The following is a 14,760-nucleotide window of genomic DNA, read 5'->3' as shown; positions in this document are numbered from 1 at the left end:
GCCACCAAAGGAATCAGAAAATAGACACTGGAAAAACTCTAACGCGGTGGCCAGTTTCAGTTGACCACTACAGGCCGTAATGTACGCTGAGTGGATAATAAACCTTACATATTCATTTTTTCATTAACGAAATATTTTTAATATGCCAAGTAAGAGACGCTGTCTGCACATACCTTATGCAGCTTTTATTACTTAATTAATCATTTCTAAGACGGGCATAGCGGCTGGACCAGGGGCTGGTTTAGGGATAACGATATCCACCATGGAAAACGGTGACGGCAACATTGGAGGGGCGTTTGCAGTTGTTAACGGCAGAAGGGAAAATTCAGCCCAACCACATGGGCCGCGCCAACAGAAAATTATGGGGGCTACGATTATGGCTTGAAATGCCCGCCATCAGTTTTCGGCACGCTAAAACAACCACGGCGGCAAACCCATTACGCTTACCGGCTGGCAACTTCGAGGCACAAAAAAATTGTGCCAGGCCCGGTTTTATACAAGCTTGCACAACGGCAGATTACTCTGCGATTGCTTCCGCTGCTGAAGCTGCTGCTTCAGCGCGATCAACGAGTTCGATGTATGCCATCGGCGCGTTGTCGCCTGCACGGAAGCCACACTTCAAGATGCGAGTGTAACCACCGGTGCGGCTCGCGAAACGCGGGCCCAGCTTGTTAAACAGTTTTGCCACAATCTCGTTATCACGAGTGCGGGCGAATGCCAGACGACGATTTGCTACGCTGTCGGTCTTGGCAAGTGTAATCAGCGGTTCAACAACGCGGCGCAGCTCTTTCGCTTTCGGCAGGGTCGTCTTGATGATTTCATGACGAACCAAAGAACCGGCCATGTTACGGAACATAGCCTGGCGATGGCTGCTGTTACGATTCAGTTGACGACCACTCTTACGATGACGCATGACCTTATCCTTCTCAGTAAAACTTTAACCTATGATCGGGTTATTCATCAGCGATACTTGCCGGAGGCCAGTTCTCAAGGCGCATGCCCAGAGACAACCCACGGGAAGCCAACACGTCTTTGATCTCGGTAAGGGATTTTTTACCAAGGTTAGGCGTTTTCAGCAACTCAACCTCGGTGCGCTGTACCAGATCACCGATGTAGTGGATAGCTTCTGCCTTGAGGCAGTTAGCAGAGCGGACAGTCAATTCCAGATCGTCAACGGGGCGCAGCAGGATCGGATCGAATTCTGGTTTCTCTTCTTTCACTTCCGGCTGACGTACATCACGTAAGTCAACAAAAGCTTTCAGTTGTTCAGCCAGAATGGTTGCCGCACGGCGGATCGCCTCTTCAGGATCGATCGTGCCATTGGTTTCCATTTCGATAACCAGCTTGTCCAGGTCGGTACGCTGCTCAACGCGCGCTGCTTCCACATTGTAGGCAATACGCTCTACAGGGCTATAGCATGCGTCTACCAGCAGACAACCGATCGGGCGCTCATCTTCTTCCGAATGAATTCTGGCAGAAGCCGGAACATAACCACGTCCACGCTGAACCTTGATACGCATGCTGATAGCGGCGTTTTCATCGGTTAGGTGGCACAGGAGATGCTGCGGTTTGACGATTTCGACATCCTTATCATGGGTGATGTCGGCTGCGGTCACAGGGCCAATGCCGGATTTATTCAGGGTCAAGATAACGTCATCTTTACCTTGAACTCTCACCGCCAGCCCTTTCAGGTTGAGCAGAATCTCCAGGATGTCTTCCTGTACACCTTCTTTGGTGCTGTACTCGTGCAGTACACCATCAATCTCAACCTCAGTCACCGCGCAACCCGGCATTGATGAAAGCAGAATACGGCGCAGTGCATTACCCAAAGTATGGCCAAAGCCACGCTCTAAGGGCTCAAGGGTCACCTTGGCGTGCGTCGAACTAACTTGCTCGATATCTACCAGGCGCGGTTTTAGAAACTCTATCACAGAACCCTGCATTGTGTCCTCTCTTTGGTACTAAGCCTTACTTGGAGTAAAGCTCGACGATCAGGTGTTCATTAATGTCCGCAGACAGATCGGTACGTTCTGGAATACGTTTGAACACCCCTTCCATCTTAGCAGCGTTGACTTCAAGCCAGGTCGGCTTTTCACGCTGCTCAGCCAGTTCCAATGAGGCACGAACACGGGATTGTTTTTTCGCTTTCTCACGGATGCTGACAACGTCATTCGGAGTAACCTGGTAAGAAGCGATGTTAACAACGCGGCCGTTCACCATGATCGCCTTGTGGCTGACCAACTGACGTGCTTCAGCACGGGTAGCACCAAAGCCCATGCGGTAAATAACGTTGTCGAGACGACCTTCCAGCAACTGCAACAGGTTTTCACCGGTATTACCTTTCAGGCGTGCTGCTTCTTTGTAGTAGTTGCGGAATTGACGTTCCAGCACGCCGTAAATACGACGAACTTTTTGTTTTTCGCGCAACTGTACGCCGTAATCAGACAGACGCGGTTTACGCGCACCGTGCTGACCGGGCGGTTGCTCAATTTTGCACTTGGAATCGATCGCGCGAACGCCAGACTTCAGGAAAAGGTCTGTGCCCTCTCGACGGCTCAGCTTGAGCTTAGGACCCAAATATCTTGCCATTTTCTTTCTCCAACTAACCTAAAAGCGGCGTTAAACGCGGCGCTTTTTAGGCGGACGACAACCGTTATGGGGGATCGGAGTCACATCAGTAATGTTCGTGATGCGGAAACCAGCCGCGTTTAACGCGCGGACGGTAGACTCGCGGCCTGGACCTGGTCCTTTAACCATAACTTCCAGATTTTTGATGCCATATTCTTTCACGGCTTCGGCGCAACGTTCCGCTGCGACCTGTGCGGCGAAAGGAGTAGACTTACGAGAACCACGGAAACCGGAATCACCGGCGGTCGCCCAACCCAACGCATTACCCTGACGATCGGTAATAGTTACGATGGTATTGTTGAAAAACGCATGGATATGAGCTACACCATCTGAAACTTGTTTTTTAACACGCTTACGTGCACGAATAGGTGCCTTAGCCATTATTTACTCACCCCGATTATTTCTTGATCGGTTTGCGCGGACCCTTACGGGTACGGGCATTGGTCTTGGTACGCTGACCGCGAACCGGAAGACCACGACGATGACGCAAACCACGATAGGTACCAAGGTCCATCAGACGCTTGATACTCAGGGCGACTTCACGGCGCAGATCGCCTTCGACAACAAACTTGGCAACTGCTTCACGTAGCGTGTCAATCTGCTCTTCAGACAGCTCACTGATCTTAACATGTTTAGCAATACCCGTAGCCTCGCAGATGTGCTGCGAGCGGGTTTTGCCGATACCGTAGATTGACGTTAGGGCAATAACGGTATGTTTATGATCAGGAATGTTAATGCCTGCTATACGGGCCACTATGCACTCCTAAAATTTTTAACAGCAACATTATTCTGAAAAGCCCGTTTTCAGAATACTCAAACAATGTTGCAGCGACATACAAAAGATTGGCTGGCCAATCTAGCCAGCTCAACTTAACTTTGCAAGAAAAAAATGCCGGAAATATTAGCCTTGGCGCTGTTTATGCTTAGGTTCAGCGCTGCAAATCACACGAACGACACCGTTACGCTTAACGATTTTGCAGTTACGACATAATTTCTTGACGGAAGCACGAACTTTCATTTTTACTCTCCGTAACTTCTCAAGCTTCCTGAATTAGCGGTTATAGCCTTTCAAATTTGCTTTCTTCAATGCGGACTCGTATTGACTCGACATCATCAGAGTCTGCACTTGAGCTATAAAGTCCATGATAACCACAACGACGATCAATAAAGACGTGCCCCCAAAATAGAAGGGGACTTTCATTGCGTCACGCATGAACTCCGGGATTAGGCAGATGAAGGTAATGTACATGGCGCCGACTAGCGTCAGGCGAGTCATCACCTTATCAATGTACCTTGCCGTTTGCTCTCCCGGACGAATGCCTGGTACAAATGCACCGGACTTCTTCAGGTTATCCGCTGTCTCGCGCGGGTTGAACACCAACGCCGTGTAAAAGAAACAGAAGAATATGATTGCAGCCGCATATAGTAACACATAAAGCGGTTGGCCAGGCTGCAAATAGAGCGAAATCGCAGTCAGCCAGTTCCAACCTGTGCCACCTCCGAACCAGGATGCGATCGTGGCCGGAAACAGAATGATACTGGAGGCGAAAATTGTCGGGATAACCCCGGCCATGTTCACTTTCAGCGGCAAATGCGTGCTCTGGGCTGCATAAACGCGACGTCCCTGCTGACGCTTGGCGTAGTTAACGACGATTCGACGCTGACCACGTTCAACGAACACCACGAAAAACGTTACCGCAAACACCAGAACTGCAACCAATAGCAACACGAGGAAGTGCATGTCGCCTTGTCGGGCTTGCTCAATAGTGTGGCCGATGGCAGGCGGCAAGCCCGCTACGATACCGGCGAAGATAATGATAGAGATACCGTTGCCGATACCCCGATCAGTAATCTGTTCACCCAGCCACATCAGGAACATCGTCCCGCAGACCAGGCTCACTACCGCAGTAAAGTAAAACGCAAAGCCCGGATTAATTACCAGACCTTGCATTCCAGGCATATTTGGCAAACCTGTAGCAATACCGATTGACTGAAATATCGCCAACACCAACGTGCCATAGCGAGTGTACTGGCTGATTTTACGTCTGCCAGCCTCACCCTCTTTTTTTATCTCCGCCAGCGCCGGGTGAACCACCGTCAGCAGCTGTATGATGATCGATGCCGAAATATACGGCATGATCCCCAACGTGAAGATAGAAGCACGGCTGAGCGCACCACCAGAGAACATGTTAAACATTTCAATGATGGTGCCCCGCTGCTGTTCGAGCAATTTCGCAAGCACGGTGGCATCAATACCAGGGATCGGAATAAAAGAGCCGATGCGGAAGACAATAAGCGCCCCGATAACAAACAAAAGTCTGCGTTTCAGTTCACCCAGTCCGCCTTTGGCGCTTTGAAAATCTAATCCCGGTTGTTTAGCCATCTGCTACTTATTCCTCAATTTTACCGCCGGCAGCTTCGATCGCGGCACGCGCGCCTTTGCTAACACGCAGGCCACGTACGGTTACCACACGTTCGACTTCGCCGGACAACATGATTTTGGCGAATTTAGTCTGGATGTTAACGATGTTAGCGGCTTTCAGCGTGTTCAGATCCACCACATCGCCTTCTACGTGCGCCAAATCGGACAGGCGGATTTCCGCGGTGACCATGAATTTGCGCGACGTAAAGCCGAATTTTGGCAGACGCCGGTACAGAGGCATCTGGCCGCCTTCAAACCCGCGACGTACGCCACCGCCAGAACGAGACTTCTGACCCTTGTGACCGCGACCGCCGGTTTTGCCCAAGCCAGAACCAATACCGCGGCCTGGACGCTTAGAGGCGTGTTTAAAACCCTCAGCCGGAGACAGAGTATTTAAACGCATCTCTTACTCCTCAACTTTGACCATATAGGAAACCAAATTGACCATACCGCGTACAGCAGGCGTATCTTCACGCTCTACGGTGTGGCCAATGCGACGCAGGCCCAAGCCAACCAGAGTTGCCTTGTGTTTCGGCAGACGACCGATGGAACTGCGAGTTTGAGTGATCTTAATAGTCTGTGCCATGGTCAATTACCCCAGAATTTCTTCAACAGATTTACCACGCTTGGCAGCGACCATTTCAGGAGACTTCATATTGCCAAGAGCGTCGATAGTTGCACGAACCACGTTGATCGGGTTGGTGGAACCATAGGCTTTTGCCAGTACGTTGTGAACCCCTGCAACTTCCAGGACGGCGCGCATTGCACCACCGGCGATAATACCGGTACCTTCGGAAGCCGGCTGCATGAACACGCGGGAACCCGTGTGCGCACCTTTAATCGGGTGCTGCAGGGTGCCGCTGTTCAGCGCGACACTCATCATGTTGCGACGGGCTTTTTCCATCGCTTTCTGGATCGCTGCCGGAACTTCGCGTGCTTTGCCGTAGCCAAAACCAACGCGACCGTTACCGTCACCGACAACCGTCAGTACGGTAAAGCTGAAAATACGGCCACCTTTTACGGTTTTAGATACGCGGTTTACCGCGATCAGCTTTTCCTGCAGTTCGCCAGCTTGTTTTTCGATGTGCGCCATCTTACACCTCTACCTTAGAACTGAAGGCCAGCTTCACGGGCAGCATCTGCCAGTGCCTGGACTCGACCATGATATTGAAACCCGGAACGGTCAAAGGACACATCTTTAATGCCTTTTTCCAGCGCCCGCTCGGCGATAGTTTTACCTACTGCGGCGGCGGCGTCTTTGTTACCAGTACCCTTTAATTGCTCCGCGATAGCTTTTTCCACTGTAGAAGCGGCTACCAGGACTTCAAAATTATTTGGTGCAATAACCTGTGCGTAAATATGACGCGGGGTACGATGTACCACCAGGCGGGTAGCACCCAATTCCTGAAGCTTGCGGCGTGCGCGGGTCGCACGACGGATACGAGCTGCTTTCTTATCCATAGTGTTACCTTACTTCTTCTTAGCCTCTTTGGTACGCACGAGTTCGTCGGCGTAACGAACACCCTTGCCTTTGTAAGGCTCAGGACGACGGTAGGCACGCAGATCTGCCGCAACCTGGCCAATAATCTGCTTATCAGCGCCTTTCAGCACGATTTCAGTTTGGCTCGGGCATTCTGCGGTGATACCTGCCGGCAGTTGATGGTCGATGGGGTGAGAAAAGCCCAGAGACAAATTCACGACACTACTTTTCACTACAGCACGGTAACCTACGCCTACCAGCTGTAGCTTTTTAGTGAAGCCGTCAGTCACACCAATCACCATGCCGTTCAGCAACGCATGCGTGGTACCTGCAAGTGCCCAACCGTTGGCATGACCTTCGCGCGGAGCAAAAAACAGCTGGTTATCAGCATGCTGAACGTCAACAGCTTCGTGGATAGTACGAGTCAGCTCGCCGTTTTTACCCTTAATCGAAATAACCTGACCGTTGAGTTTTACCTCTACGCCGGCAGGAATGACGACGGGTGCTTTAGCAACACGAGACATTCTTTCCTCCCAATCACGCTACGTAGCAGATAATCTCGCCGCCAAGACCAGCCTGGCGAGCCGCACGATCAGTCATGACACCTTTAGAGGTAGAAATCACCTCGATACCCATGCCTGCCATGACTTTCGGCAACGCATCTTTTTTCTTATAGATACGCAGGCCGGGGCGGCTGATACGCTGAATGGTTTCTACCACCGGCTTACCCTGGAAGTACTTCAGTACCAGTTCCAGCGTCGGCTTGGTGTCGCCTTCAACTTTGTAATCTTCAATAAAGCCTTCTTCTTTCAGCAAGTTGGCAATTGCCACTTTAAGCTTGGAAGAAGGCATGGAGACCGCGGTTTTGTTCGCGGCTTGACCGTTACGGATACGGGTCAGCATATCCGCGATCGGATCTTGCATGCTCATCTGTCTTTACTCCCGTGATTCAATTGGTGACAATTTACCAGCTAGCCTTTCTCAGGCCCGGGATTTCACCGCGCATAGCGGCTTCACGGACCTTGATACGGCTCAACCCGAATTTCCGCAGGAAAGCGTGCGGACGACCTGTTTGACGGCAGCGGTTACGCTGACGAGACGGGCTGGAATCACGCGGCAGAGTCTGCAGCTTGAGAACCGCATCCCAACGGTCTTCATCGGAAGCATTCACGTTGGAGATGATGGTTTTAAGTTCAGCGCGTTTGGCGAAAAATTTATCAGCTAATTTCACGCGTTTTACTTCGCGTGCTTTCATGGATTGTTTAGCCATCAGTAACCCTCCCATTACTTGCGGAATGGGAAGTTAAAGGCGGTCAACAGCGCACGGCCTTCATCATCGGATTTCGCAGTGGTGGTGATGGTAATATTCATGCCACGAACGCGATCGACTTTGTCATAGTCGATTTCCGGGAAGATGATCTGTTCATGCACGCCCATGCTGTAGTTGCCACGGCCATCAAATGACTTGGCGGATAGACCACGGAAGTCACGGATACGCGGTACAGCAATGGAAATTAGTCGCTCAAAGAACTCCCACATGCGTTCGCCGCGCAGGGTTACTTTACAACCGATCGGATAGCCCTGACGGATTTTGAAGCTAGCAACAGATTTACGTGCTTTGGTGATAAGCGGCTTTTGGCCTGAAATCGCGCTCAAATCGGCTGCGGCGTTATCCAGCAGCTTTTTATCGGCAATTGCTTCACCCACACTCATATTCAGGGTGATCTTCTCGACCCGAGGGACTTGCATGACAGAATGGTAGCCGAACTGTCTCGTCAGTTGAGAGACTACTTTGTCTTTGTAGTAATCATGCAGTTTCGCCATCGTACTACTCCAAATTACTTAATAGTTTCGCCGTTAGATTTAAAGACACGCACTTTTTTGCCGTCTTCAATCTTAAAGCCCACACGGTCCGCCTTGCTGGCCGCCGCATTGAAGATTGCAAGGCTGGAAAGATCGATTGGCGCTTCTTTCTCAACGATGCCCCCCAGCTGGTTCATGGCCGGTACTGGTTTTTGATGTTTCTTGACCAGATTGATATTTTCAACAATGGCCTTGCCGGAAGACAGGACATTTTTTACTTTACCGCGCTTACCTTTATCTTTGCCGGTCAGCACGATAACTTCGTCATCACGACGGATTTTCGCTGCCATGATTCGCTCCTTAAAGTACTTCAGGTGCCAGGGAAATGATCTTCATAAACTTTTCGGTACGCAGCTCACGAGTCACCGGCCCAAAAATACGCGTACCGATAGGTTGCTCACTGTTGTTGTTCAACAAAACACAAGCATTATTATCGAAGCAAACGACAGAACCGTCAGGGCGACGAACACCCTTCTTGGTGCGCACCACTACCGCCTTCAGGACATCACCTTTTTTTACTTTGCCACGAGGAATCGCTTCCTTGATGGTAATTTTGATAATGTCGCCGACGCCTGCGTAGCGACGGTGCGAGCCACCTAGAACTTTGATACACATTACGCGACGTGCACCGGAGTTGTCGGCCACGGTCATCATAGTCTGTTCTTGGATCATGTTAGTGCTCCGCTAATGTCAACTACTACCTACTACTTAATGAATTGAATCGGTCATAATAAAAAAATCTATAATACATGGGACCACATTGTAACACCGCTCCTGGTGTATGGGTAGAAAAAATAAACGGCTCGTCCTTTGAGCCGTTTATCTGTTTAGAGCGCGCTTACCGTTTTACAGGATGGCTTTTTCTACAACGCGAACTAGCGTCCAGGACTTGGTCTTGGAAATCGGACGAGATTCGCTGATTTCAACGATGTCGCCGATGTTGCTGTCATTGTTTTCGTCATGTACGTGGAGCTTGGTCGTACGTTTAATGAACTTGCCGTAGAACGGGTGTTTCACAAAACGTTCGATGGCCACAACAATGGATTTCTCCATTTTATCGCTGACCACACGACCTTGCAGAGTACGGATTTTGTCACTCATTACGCACCCGCCTTCTCAGTCAATAACGTCTTCACGCGCGCAGCATTGCGGCGTACTTGCTTTAACAGGTGGGTCTGCTGTAGCTGGCCGCTGGCAGCCTGCATACGCAGGTTGAATTGCTCGCGCAGCAGGTTCAGCAGTTCGGTGTTCAGCTCTTCAGCGCTTTTTTCACGCAGCTCATTTGCTTTCATTACATCACCGTCTTAGTTACAAAGGTGGTTTTAATCGGCAGTTTTGCTGCTGCCAGCTTGAAGGCTTCACGGGCAAGCTCTTCCGGAACGCCGTCCATTTCGTACAGGACTTTACCCGGCTGAATCAAGGCAACCCAGTATTCTACGTTACCTTTACCTTTACCCATACGTACTTCAAGCGGCTTTTCGGTGATCGGTTTGTCCGGGAAAATCCGGATCCAGATCTTACCTTGACGCTTAACTGCACGTGTCATGGCACGACGTGCTGCTTCGATTTGACGAGCGGTCAAACGACCACGGCCAACAGCTTTCAGACCGAAAGTACCGAAGCTAACATCCGTACCCGCTGCCAGGCCACGGTTGCGGCCTTTGTGCATCTTACGGAATTTTGTACGCTTTGGTTGTAACATCAGCGACTCTCCTTACTTGCGGCCTTTACGCTGCTGCTTTTTAGGTTGAGCAGCCGGTCCCGGTTGTTCAACGGCAGCCATACCACCTAAGATCTCACCTTTGAAGATCCACACTTTTACGCCGATGACACCATAAGTGGTGTGCGCTTCGGAGGTGTTGTAGTCGATATCCGCACGCAGGGTGTGTAACGGAACACGACCTTTGCGGTACCATTCGGTACGTGCGATTTCAGCGCCGCCCAGACGGCCGCTGACTTCAACCTTAATCCCCTTGGCGCCAAGACGCATGGCGTTCTGCACGGCACGCTTCATCGCACGACGGAACATAACGCGACGTTCCAGCTGCGAAGAGATGCTGTCGGCGACCAGTTTGGCGTCCAGTTCCGGCTTACGGACTTCAGCGATGTTAATCTGCGCCGGCACGCCAGCGATATCCGCTACGACCTTACGCAGTTTTTCGACGTCTTCACCTTTTTTGCCGATCACGATGCCCGGACGAGCGGTGTGAATGGTCACACGGATGCTCTTGGCCGGACGTTCGATCACCACGCGGGAAACCGAAGCTTTCGACAATTCCTTGGTCAGGAACTGACGAACTTTAAAGTCGCTGTCCAGGTTGTCAGCGAATTCTTTAGTATTCGCATACCAGGTAGAATTCCAGGGTTTGACAATACCCAAGCGAATACCATTCGGATGTACTTTCTGACCCATTGCTAGTCTCCAGAGTCTCAGCGATCGGACACAACCACAGTAATGTGGCTGGTGCGCTTCAAGATACGATCTGCACGACCCTTGGCACGCGGCATAATGCGCTTCATGCTCGGGCCAGCGTCGACGAAAATCTTCGCGACTTTCAGATCATCGATATCTGCGCCATCATTGTGTTCAGCGTTAGCAATGGCAGACTCCAGTACTTTCTTCACCAGACCAGCAGCTTTCTTGTTGGTATAGGTCAGAACTTCCAGAGCTTGCGACACTTTCTTACCGCGAATCAAGTCAGCCACCAGGCGAATCTTTTGAGCAGAAGAACGAGCGTGGCGATGTTGAGCGATAGTTTCCATCTCTTCCTCCTACCTTAGCGCTTTTTGGCCTTTTTGTCGGCCGCATGGCCGCGATAAGTACGCGTCGGCGCGAATTCACCCAGTTTGTGACCGACCATTTCATCAGCGACAAAAACGGGCACGTGCTGACGTCCATTATGGACAGCGATGGTTAAACCGATCATTGTTGGAAAGATCGTTGAACGACGGGACCAAGTGCGGATAGGCTTCTTGTCACTGCATTCCACCGCTTTCTCTACCTTCTTCAGCAAGTGCAGGTCAATAAATGGACCTTTCTTGAGAGAACGTGGCATGGTTTATCCTCTAATATTATTTGCTACGGCGACGTACGATGAATTTATCAGTACGCTTATTGCTACGAGTCTTTTTACCTTTGGTCTGAATGCCCCACGGGGTTACCGGGTGTTTACCAAAGTTACGACCTTCACCACCACCGTGCGGGTGGTCGACCGGATTCATCGCCGTACCGCGAACGGTCGGACGGATGCCACGCCAGCGGCTGGCGCCTGCTTTACCCAGTACACGCAGCATGTGTTCGGCATTACCTACTTCGCCCAGAGTCGCGCGGCATTCGGACTGAATTTTGCGCATTTCACCGGAACGCAGACGCAGCGTGACATAAGGGCCATCACGAGCCACGATCTGAACATAAGCACCTGCGGAACGCGCCAGCTGACCGCCTTTACCCGGTTTCATTTCCACGTTATGCACGGTGGAACCAACCGGAATATTGCGCATCGGCAGAGCGTTGCCGGCTTTGATTGCCGCATCGACGCCAGATTGAATCTGATCACCGGCCTTCTGGCCTTTCGGTGCCAGGATGTAACGACGTTCACCATCTTTGTACAACACCAGCGCGATGTTGGCGGAACGGTTAGGATCATACTCCAGACGTTCTACCACTGCCGGGATACCGTCTTTATTGCGTTTAAAGTCAATCAGACGATAGTGTTGCTTGTGGCCATTACCGATATGGCGCGTAGTGATACGGCCATTGTTGTTACGGCCACCGGATTTGCTGAGAGTTTCCAGCAACGGGGCATAAGGTTTGCCCTTGTGCAGCTCAGGGTTGACCACTTTAACAACGTGGCGACGACCCGGAGATGTCGGTTTACATTTAACAATTGCCATTGTTTTTACTCCTCCGACTTACTCTGCACCGCCGATGAAGTCCAGGTTCTGGCCTTCTTTCAGGGTAACGTAAGCTTTTTTCCAGTCGCTACGACGACCGATACGCTGTCCGTGACGTTTGGTTTTCCCTTTTACGACCAGGGTACGCACGTCATTGACTTCGACTTCAAACAGTTTACGCACAGCGGCTTTGATTTCTGCTTTGGTCGCATCTTTAGCTACTTTGAGTACGATGGTGTTATTTTTTTCCATCGCGGTAGATGCTTTTTCAGAAACATGCGGCGCGCGCAGTACTTTCAGCAGACGTTCTTCACGAATCATGCCAGCATCTCCTCAACTTGCTTAACAGCGTCAACCGTCATAACAACTTTGTCGAAGGCGATCAGGCTAACCGGGTCGATACCATTAGTGTCGCGTACGTCTACTTTGTAGAGGTTACGCGCAGCCAGGAACAGGTTTTCGTCCTGTTCACCGGTAATGATCAGCACATCTTCCAACGCCATGTCTTTCAGTTTCTGTGCCAGCAGCTTGGTTTTCGGCGCTTCGATAGAGAACTGTTCAACAACGATTAAACGATCCTGACGTACCAGTTCAGACAGGATGCTTTTCAGCGCCCCGCGGTACATCTTCTTATTTACTTTCTGACTGTGATCTTGCGGCTTGGCGGCAAAGGTAACGCCACCAGAACGCCAGATCGGGCTTTTCACGCTACCGGAACGCGCACGGCCGGTACCCTTCTGACGCCAGGGTTTCTTACCGGAACCGGTGACTTCGGCAGGGGTCTTCTGACCGCGGGTCCCCTGACGGGCACCTGCTGCGTAAGCCACAACAACCTGGTGAACCAGAGCTTCGTTGAAGTCACGCCCGAAGGTAGTTTCGGAAACAGTTAGCGCGCTTTTCGCGTTTTTTAATACCAATTCCATTCCTATCTCCTCGACGTTACGGCTTGACAGCCGGTTTAACGATCAGGTCACCACCGGTTGCTCCCGGGACGGCGCCTTTGATCAGCAGCAGGTTGCGTTCTACGTCAACACGTACCACGTCCAGACTCTGAACGGTTACACGTTCGTTGCCCAGCTGACCTGCCATTTTCTTGCCCTTGAATACTTTGCCCGGAGTCTGGTTCTGACCGATAGAACCCGGAACGCGGTGGGACAAGGAGTTACCGTGGGTAGCATCCTGAGTGCGGAAGTTCCAGCGCTTTACAGTGCCGGCAAATCCTTTACCTTTAGAGGTACCAGTAACGTCAACTTTTTTTACATCAGCAAACAGTTCTACGGTGATGCTCTGGCCAACGGTGACTTCTTCGCCGTCTTCGACGCGGAATTCCCACAGACCACGGCCGGCTTCAACGCCCGCCTTCGCAAAATGACCGGCTTCCGGTTTGGTGACGCGGTTGGCTTTTTTAGTGCCGGCGGTAACCTGGATAGCGCGGTATCCGTCGTTTTCCAGATCTTTAACCTGGGTGACGCGGTTTGCTTCGATTTTGATAACGGTAACGGGGATAGAAACACCATCTTCGCTGAAGATGCGAGTCATACCCACTTTACGTCCGATTAAACCCTTCATCGTTTCAACCTCTCAATCGTTCTACGACCTGATTAACCCAGGCTGATCTGCACGTCTACACCGGCAGCCAGGTCCAGACGCATCAGAGCATCAACGGTTTTTTCGGTTGGCTCAACGATGTCAACCAGACGCTTGTGAGTACGGATTTCATACTGATCGCGCGCATCTTTGTTGACGTGCGGGGAGATCAGAATGGTAAAGCGCTCTTTGCGGGTCGGCAGCGGGATCGGACCACGTACCTGAGCACCGGTACGTTTGGCAGTCTCGACGATTTCCGCGGTTGATTGATCAATCAGACGATGATCAAACGCTTTCAAGCGGATACGGATTCTTTGGTTCTGCATGAGACCGGAGCTCCAATTATTTATAAACGTAAAAAGCTGCCCCCCACCCATTTCGATTGTTCGATCGATTGGTGGGGGAGTGTAATCGTTCAGTGTTATCTTCTAATTGGGGATCTTGTCAGCTGGCTTACCGCCTGCGCGGCCGCGGCCAGCGCGGACCTAACGAGCAAGTCGGCTTGTCAAGTTGAATAACTACAAGACAAGCCCCCGGATTATACGCAAATCTGTACAGAAAGCAAGCGAGGGCGGTAAAAAGTGGGGGTGCGGCGGTGGGAAGCACGCTACTTTGGACAGACGGCGACAAATCAGATGTTATAAAGACCGCTTGCGGTTCCGAGCAACGGTGGCAAGAGGGAAACTCCAGGGCGAATGTACCAGGCCCCGGGCGGGCGGACGGCGCGGAGTGCGCTACTGATTTGTGCCCCGCGCAAACTGTAGTGGTCAACTAAAACTTGCCACCGCGTTAGCGTTTTTCCAGTATCTATTTTCTGATTCGTTTGGTGGTAACCCACCGTTATATTAATGCGGCCTGAGTGCGCTGTAATATCCCACGATATAGT

General features: G+C 51.2%; 28 protein-coding genes. All 28 read right to left on the bottom strand.

All coding sequences use genetic code 11. The features are described 5' to 3' along the window. Window positions 1-517 precede the first annotated feature (517 nt). Complete coding sequence (gene rplQ / locus ACTBDU_RS12645; protein ID WP_438806697.1) at window positions 518-913, bottom strand: 50S ribosomal protein L17; 396 nt, start codon at window positions 911-913, stop codon at window positions 518-520. 40 nt (window positions 914-953) lie between these two features. Beyond that, complete coding sequence (locus ACTBDU_RS12640) at window positions 954-1,943, bottom strand: DNA-directed RNA polymerase subunit alpha (RefSeq protein WP_438806696.1); 990 nt, start codon at window positions 1,941-1,943, stop codon at window positions 954-956. 25 nt (window positions 1,944-1,968) lie between these two features. Continuing rightward, window positions 1,969-2,589 carry a 30S ribosomal protein S4 gene (rpsD, locus tag ACTBDU_RS12635; RefSeq protein ID WP_438806695.1) on the bottom strand — a complete coding sequence of 207 codons (621 nt, stop codon included), beginning with the start codon at window positions 2,587-2,589 and terminating at the stop codon, window positions 1,969-1,971. Between the two features lie 30 nt (window positions 2,590-2,619). Beyond that, on the bottom strand, window positions 2,620-3,009 hold the full coding sequence (rpsK, locus tag ACTBDU_RS12630) for a 30S ribosomal protein S11 (protein ID WP_438806694.1): 390 nt from the start codon (window positions 3,007-3,009) through the stop codon (window positions 2,620-2,622). A 16-nt stretch (window positions 3,010-3,025) separates the two neighbouring features. After that, a complete protein-coding gene (gene rpsM, locus ACTBDU_RS12625) occupies window positions 3,026-3,382 on the bottom strand; it encodes a 30S ribosomal protein S13 (protein WP_438806693.1) in 357 nt (118 codons plus the stop codon). A 147-nt stretch (window positions 3,383-3,529) separates the two neighbouring features. Then, window positions 3,530-3,646 carry a 50S ribosomal protein L36 gene (rpmJ, locus tag ACTBDU_RS12620; RefSeq protein ID WP_002227352.1) on the bottom strand — a complete coding sequence of 39 codons (117 nt, stop codon included), beginning with the start codon at window positions 3,644-3,646 and terminating at the stop codon, window positions 3,530-3,532. Window positions 3,647-3,679: 33 nt separating this feature from the next. After that, window positions 3,680-5,011, bottom strand: a complete 1,332-nt coding sequence (gene secY, locus ACTBDU_RS12615; protein WP_438806692.1) for a preprotein translocase subunit SecY — start codon at window positions 5,009-5,011, stop codon at window positions 3,680-3,682. Window positions 5,012-5,018: 7 nt separating this feature from the next. Further along, window positions 5,019-5,453 (bottom strand): 50S ribosomal protein L15, encoded by a 435-nt coding sequence (gene rplO / locus ACTBDU_RS12610; RefSeq protein ID WP_438806691.1) that lies wholly within the window; start codon window positions 5,451-5,453, stop codon window positions 5,019-5,021. A 3-nt stretch (window positions 5,454-5,456) separates the two neighbouring features. Then, complete coding sequence (gene rpmD, locus ACTBDU_RS12605; protein WP_011412070.1) at window positions 5,457-5,636, bottom strand: 50S ribosomal protein L30; 180 nt, start codon at window positions 5,634-5,636, stop codon at window positions 5,457-5,459. 6 nt (window positions 5,637-5,642) lie between these two features. Next, complete coding sequence (rpsE, locus tag ACTBDU_RS12600) at window positions 5,643-6,143, bottom strand: 30S ribosomal protein S5 (protein ID WP_438806690.1); 501 nt, start codon at window positions 6,141-6,143, stop codon at window positions 5,643-5,645. Window positions 6,144-6,157: 14 nt separating this feature from the next. Beyond that, a complete protein-coding gene (rplR, locus tag ACTBDU_RS12595) occupies window positions 6,158-6,511 on the bottom strand; it encodes a 50S ribosomal protein L18 (RefSeq protein WP_438806689.1) in 354 nt (117 codons plus the stop codon). A gap of 9 nt (window positions 6,512-6,520) precedes the next feature. After that, window positions 6,521-7,054 carry a 50S ribosomal protein L6 gene (rplF, locus tag ACTBDU_RS12590; protein ID WP_438806688.1) on the bottom strand — a complete coding sequence of 178 codons (534 nt, stop codon included), beginning with the start codon at window positions 7,052-7,054 and terminating at the stop codon, window positions 6,521-6,523. A 13-nt stretch (window positions 7,055-7,067) separates the two neighbouring features. Further along, window positions 7,068-7,460, bottom strand: coding sequence for a 30S ribosomal protein S8 (gene rpsH, locus ACTBDU_RS12585; protein WP_438806687.1), 393 nt, complete (start codon window positions 7,458-7,460; stop codon window positions 7,068-7,070). 34 nt (window positions 7,461-7,494) lie between these two features. After that, complete coding sequence (rpsN, locus tag ACTBDU_RS12580) at window positions 7,495-7,800, bottom strand: 30S ribosomal protein S14 (protein ID WP_438806686.1); 306 nt, start codon at window positions 7,798-7,800, stop codon at window positions 7,495-7,497. Window positions 7,801-7,814: 14 nt separating this feature from the next. Then, window positions 7,815-8,354 carry a 50S ribosomal protein L5 gene (rplE, locus tag ACTBDU_RS12575; RefSeq protein ID WP_438806685.1) on the bottom strand — a complete coding sequence of 180 codons (540 nt, stop codon included), beginning with the start codon at window positions 8,352-8,354 and terminating at the stop codon, window positions 7,815-7,817. 14 nt (window positions 8,355-8,368) lie between these two features. Further along, entirely contained in the window at window positions 8,369-8,683 is a 315-nt protein-coding gene (gene rplX / locus ACTBDU_RS12570; protein ID WP_438806684.1) for a 50S ribosomal protein L24, read from the bottom strand. Between the two features lie 10 nt (window positions 8,684-8,693). After that, complete coding sequence (rplN, locus tag ACTBDU_RS12565) at window positions 8,694-9,065, bottom strand: 50S ribosomal protein L14 (protein WP_438806683.1); 372 nt, start codon at window positions 9,063-9,065, stop codon at window positions 8,694-8,696. A gap of 174 nt (window positions 9,066-9,239) precedes the next feature. Next, complete coding sequence (rpsQ, locus tag ACTBDU_RS12560) at window positions 9,240-9,494, bottom strand: 30S ribosomal protein S17 (protein WP_438806682.1); 255 nt, start codon at window positions 9,492-9,494, stop codon at window positions 9,240-9,242. Next, on the bottom strand, window positions 9,494-9,685 hold the full coding sequence (gene rpmC, locus ACTBDU_RS12555; RefSeq protein ID WP_438806681.1) for a 50S ribosomal protein L29: 192 nt from the start codon (window positions 9,683-9,685) through the stop codon (window positions 9,494-9,496). The genes rpsQ and rpmC overlap by 1 nt, the downstream gene beginning before the upstream one ends. After that, window positions 9,685-10,095: a 50S ribosomal protein L16 gene (rplP, locus tag ACTBDU_RS12550; RefSeq protein WP_025243890.1), complete on the bottom strand. Its 411-nt coding sequence runs from the start codon at window positions 10,093-10,095 to the stop codon at window positions 9,685-9,687. Before rplP ends, rpmC begins: the two co-directional genes overlap by 1 nt. 12 nt (window positions 10,096-10,107) lie before the next feature. Beyond that, window positions 10,108-10,806, bottom strand: coding sequence for a 30S ribosomal protein S3 (gene rpsC, locus ACTBDU_RS12545; RefSeq protein ID WP_438806680.1), 699 nt, complete (start codon window positions 10,804-10,806; stop codon window positions 10,108-10,110). A gap of 17 nt (window positions 10,807-10,823) precedes the next feature. Next, window positions 10,824-11,156, bottom strand: a complete 333-nt coding sequence (gene rplV / locus ACTBDU_RS12540) for a 50S ribosomal protein L22 (RefSeq protein WP_438806679.1) — start codon at window positions 11,154-11,156, stop codon at window positions 10,824-10,826. Window positions 11,157-11,170: 14 nt separating this feature from the next. Next, on the bottom strand, window positions 11,171-11,449 hold the full coding sequence (gene rpsS / locus ACTBDU_RS12535) for a 30S ribosomal protein S19 (RefSeq protein WP_438806678.1): 279 nt from the start codon (window positions 11,447-11,449) through the stop codon (window positions 11,171-11,173). A gap of 16 nt (window positions 11,450-11,465) precedes the next feature. Continuing rightward, a complete protein-coding gene (rplB, locus tag ACTBDU_RS12530; protein WP_438806677.1) occupies window positions 11,466-12,287 on the bottom strand; it encodes a 50S ribosomal protein L2 in 822 nt (273 codons plus the stop codon). An 18-nt stretch (window positions 12,288-12,305) separates the two neighbouring features. Then, the gene (rplW, locus tag ACTBDU_RS12525; protein WP_438806676.1) at window positions 12,306-12,608 is read right to left on the bottom strand and encodes a 50S ribosomal protein L23; all 303 of its coding nucleotides are present in this window, start codon (window positions 12,606-12,608) and stop codon (window positions 12,306-12,308) included. Next, entirely contained in the window at window positions 12,605-13,210 is a 606-nt protein-coding gene (gene rplD, locus ACTBDU_RS12520) for a 50S ribosomal protein L4 (RefSeq protein WP_438806675.1), read from the bottom strand. The genes rplW and rplD overlap by 4 nt, the downstream gene beginning before the upstream one ends. A 16-nt stretch (window positions 13,211-13,226) precedes the next feature. Then, complete coding sequence (gene rplC, locus ACTBDU_RS12515; protein WP_438806674.1) at window positions 13,227-13,856, bottom strand: 50S ribosomal protein L3; 630 nt, start codon at window positions 13,854-13,856, stop codon at window positions 13,227-13,229. 32 nt (window positions 13,857-13,888) lie between these two features. After that, entirely contained in the window at window positions 13,889-14,200 is a 312-nt protein-coding gene (gene rpsJ / locus ACTBDU_RS12510) for a 30S ribosomal protein S10 (RefSeq protein WP_009639175.1), read from the bottom strand. Window positions 14,201-14,760 lie beyond the last annotated feature (560 nt).

The sequence above is a fragment of the Sodalis sp. (in: enterobacteria) genome (assembly GCF_051710625.1).
Taxonomy (GTDB): domain Bacteria; phylum Pseudomonadota; class Gammaproteobacteria; order Enterobacterales; family Enterobacteriaceae; genus JBPESN01.
Note: the sequence above shows the minus strand (reverse complement) of the source record. Positions and strands in the feature narration are given on the sequence as shown.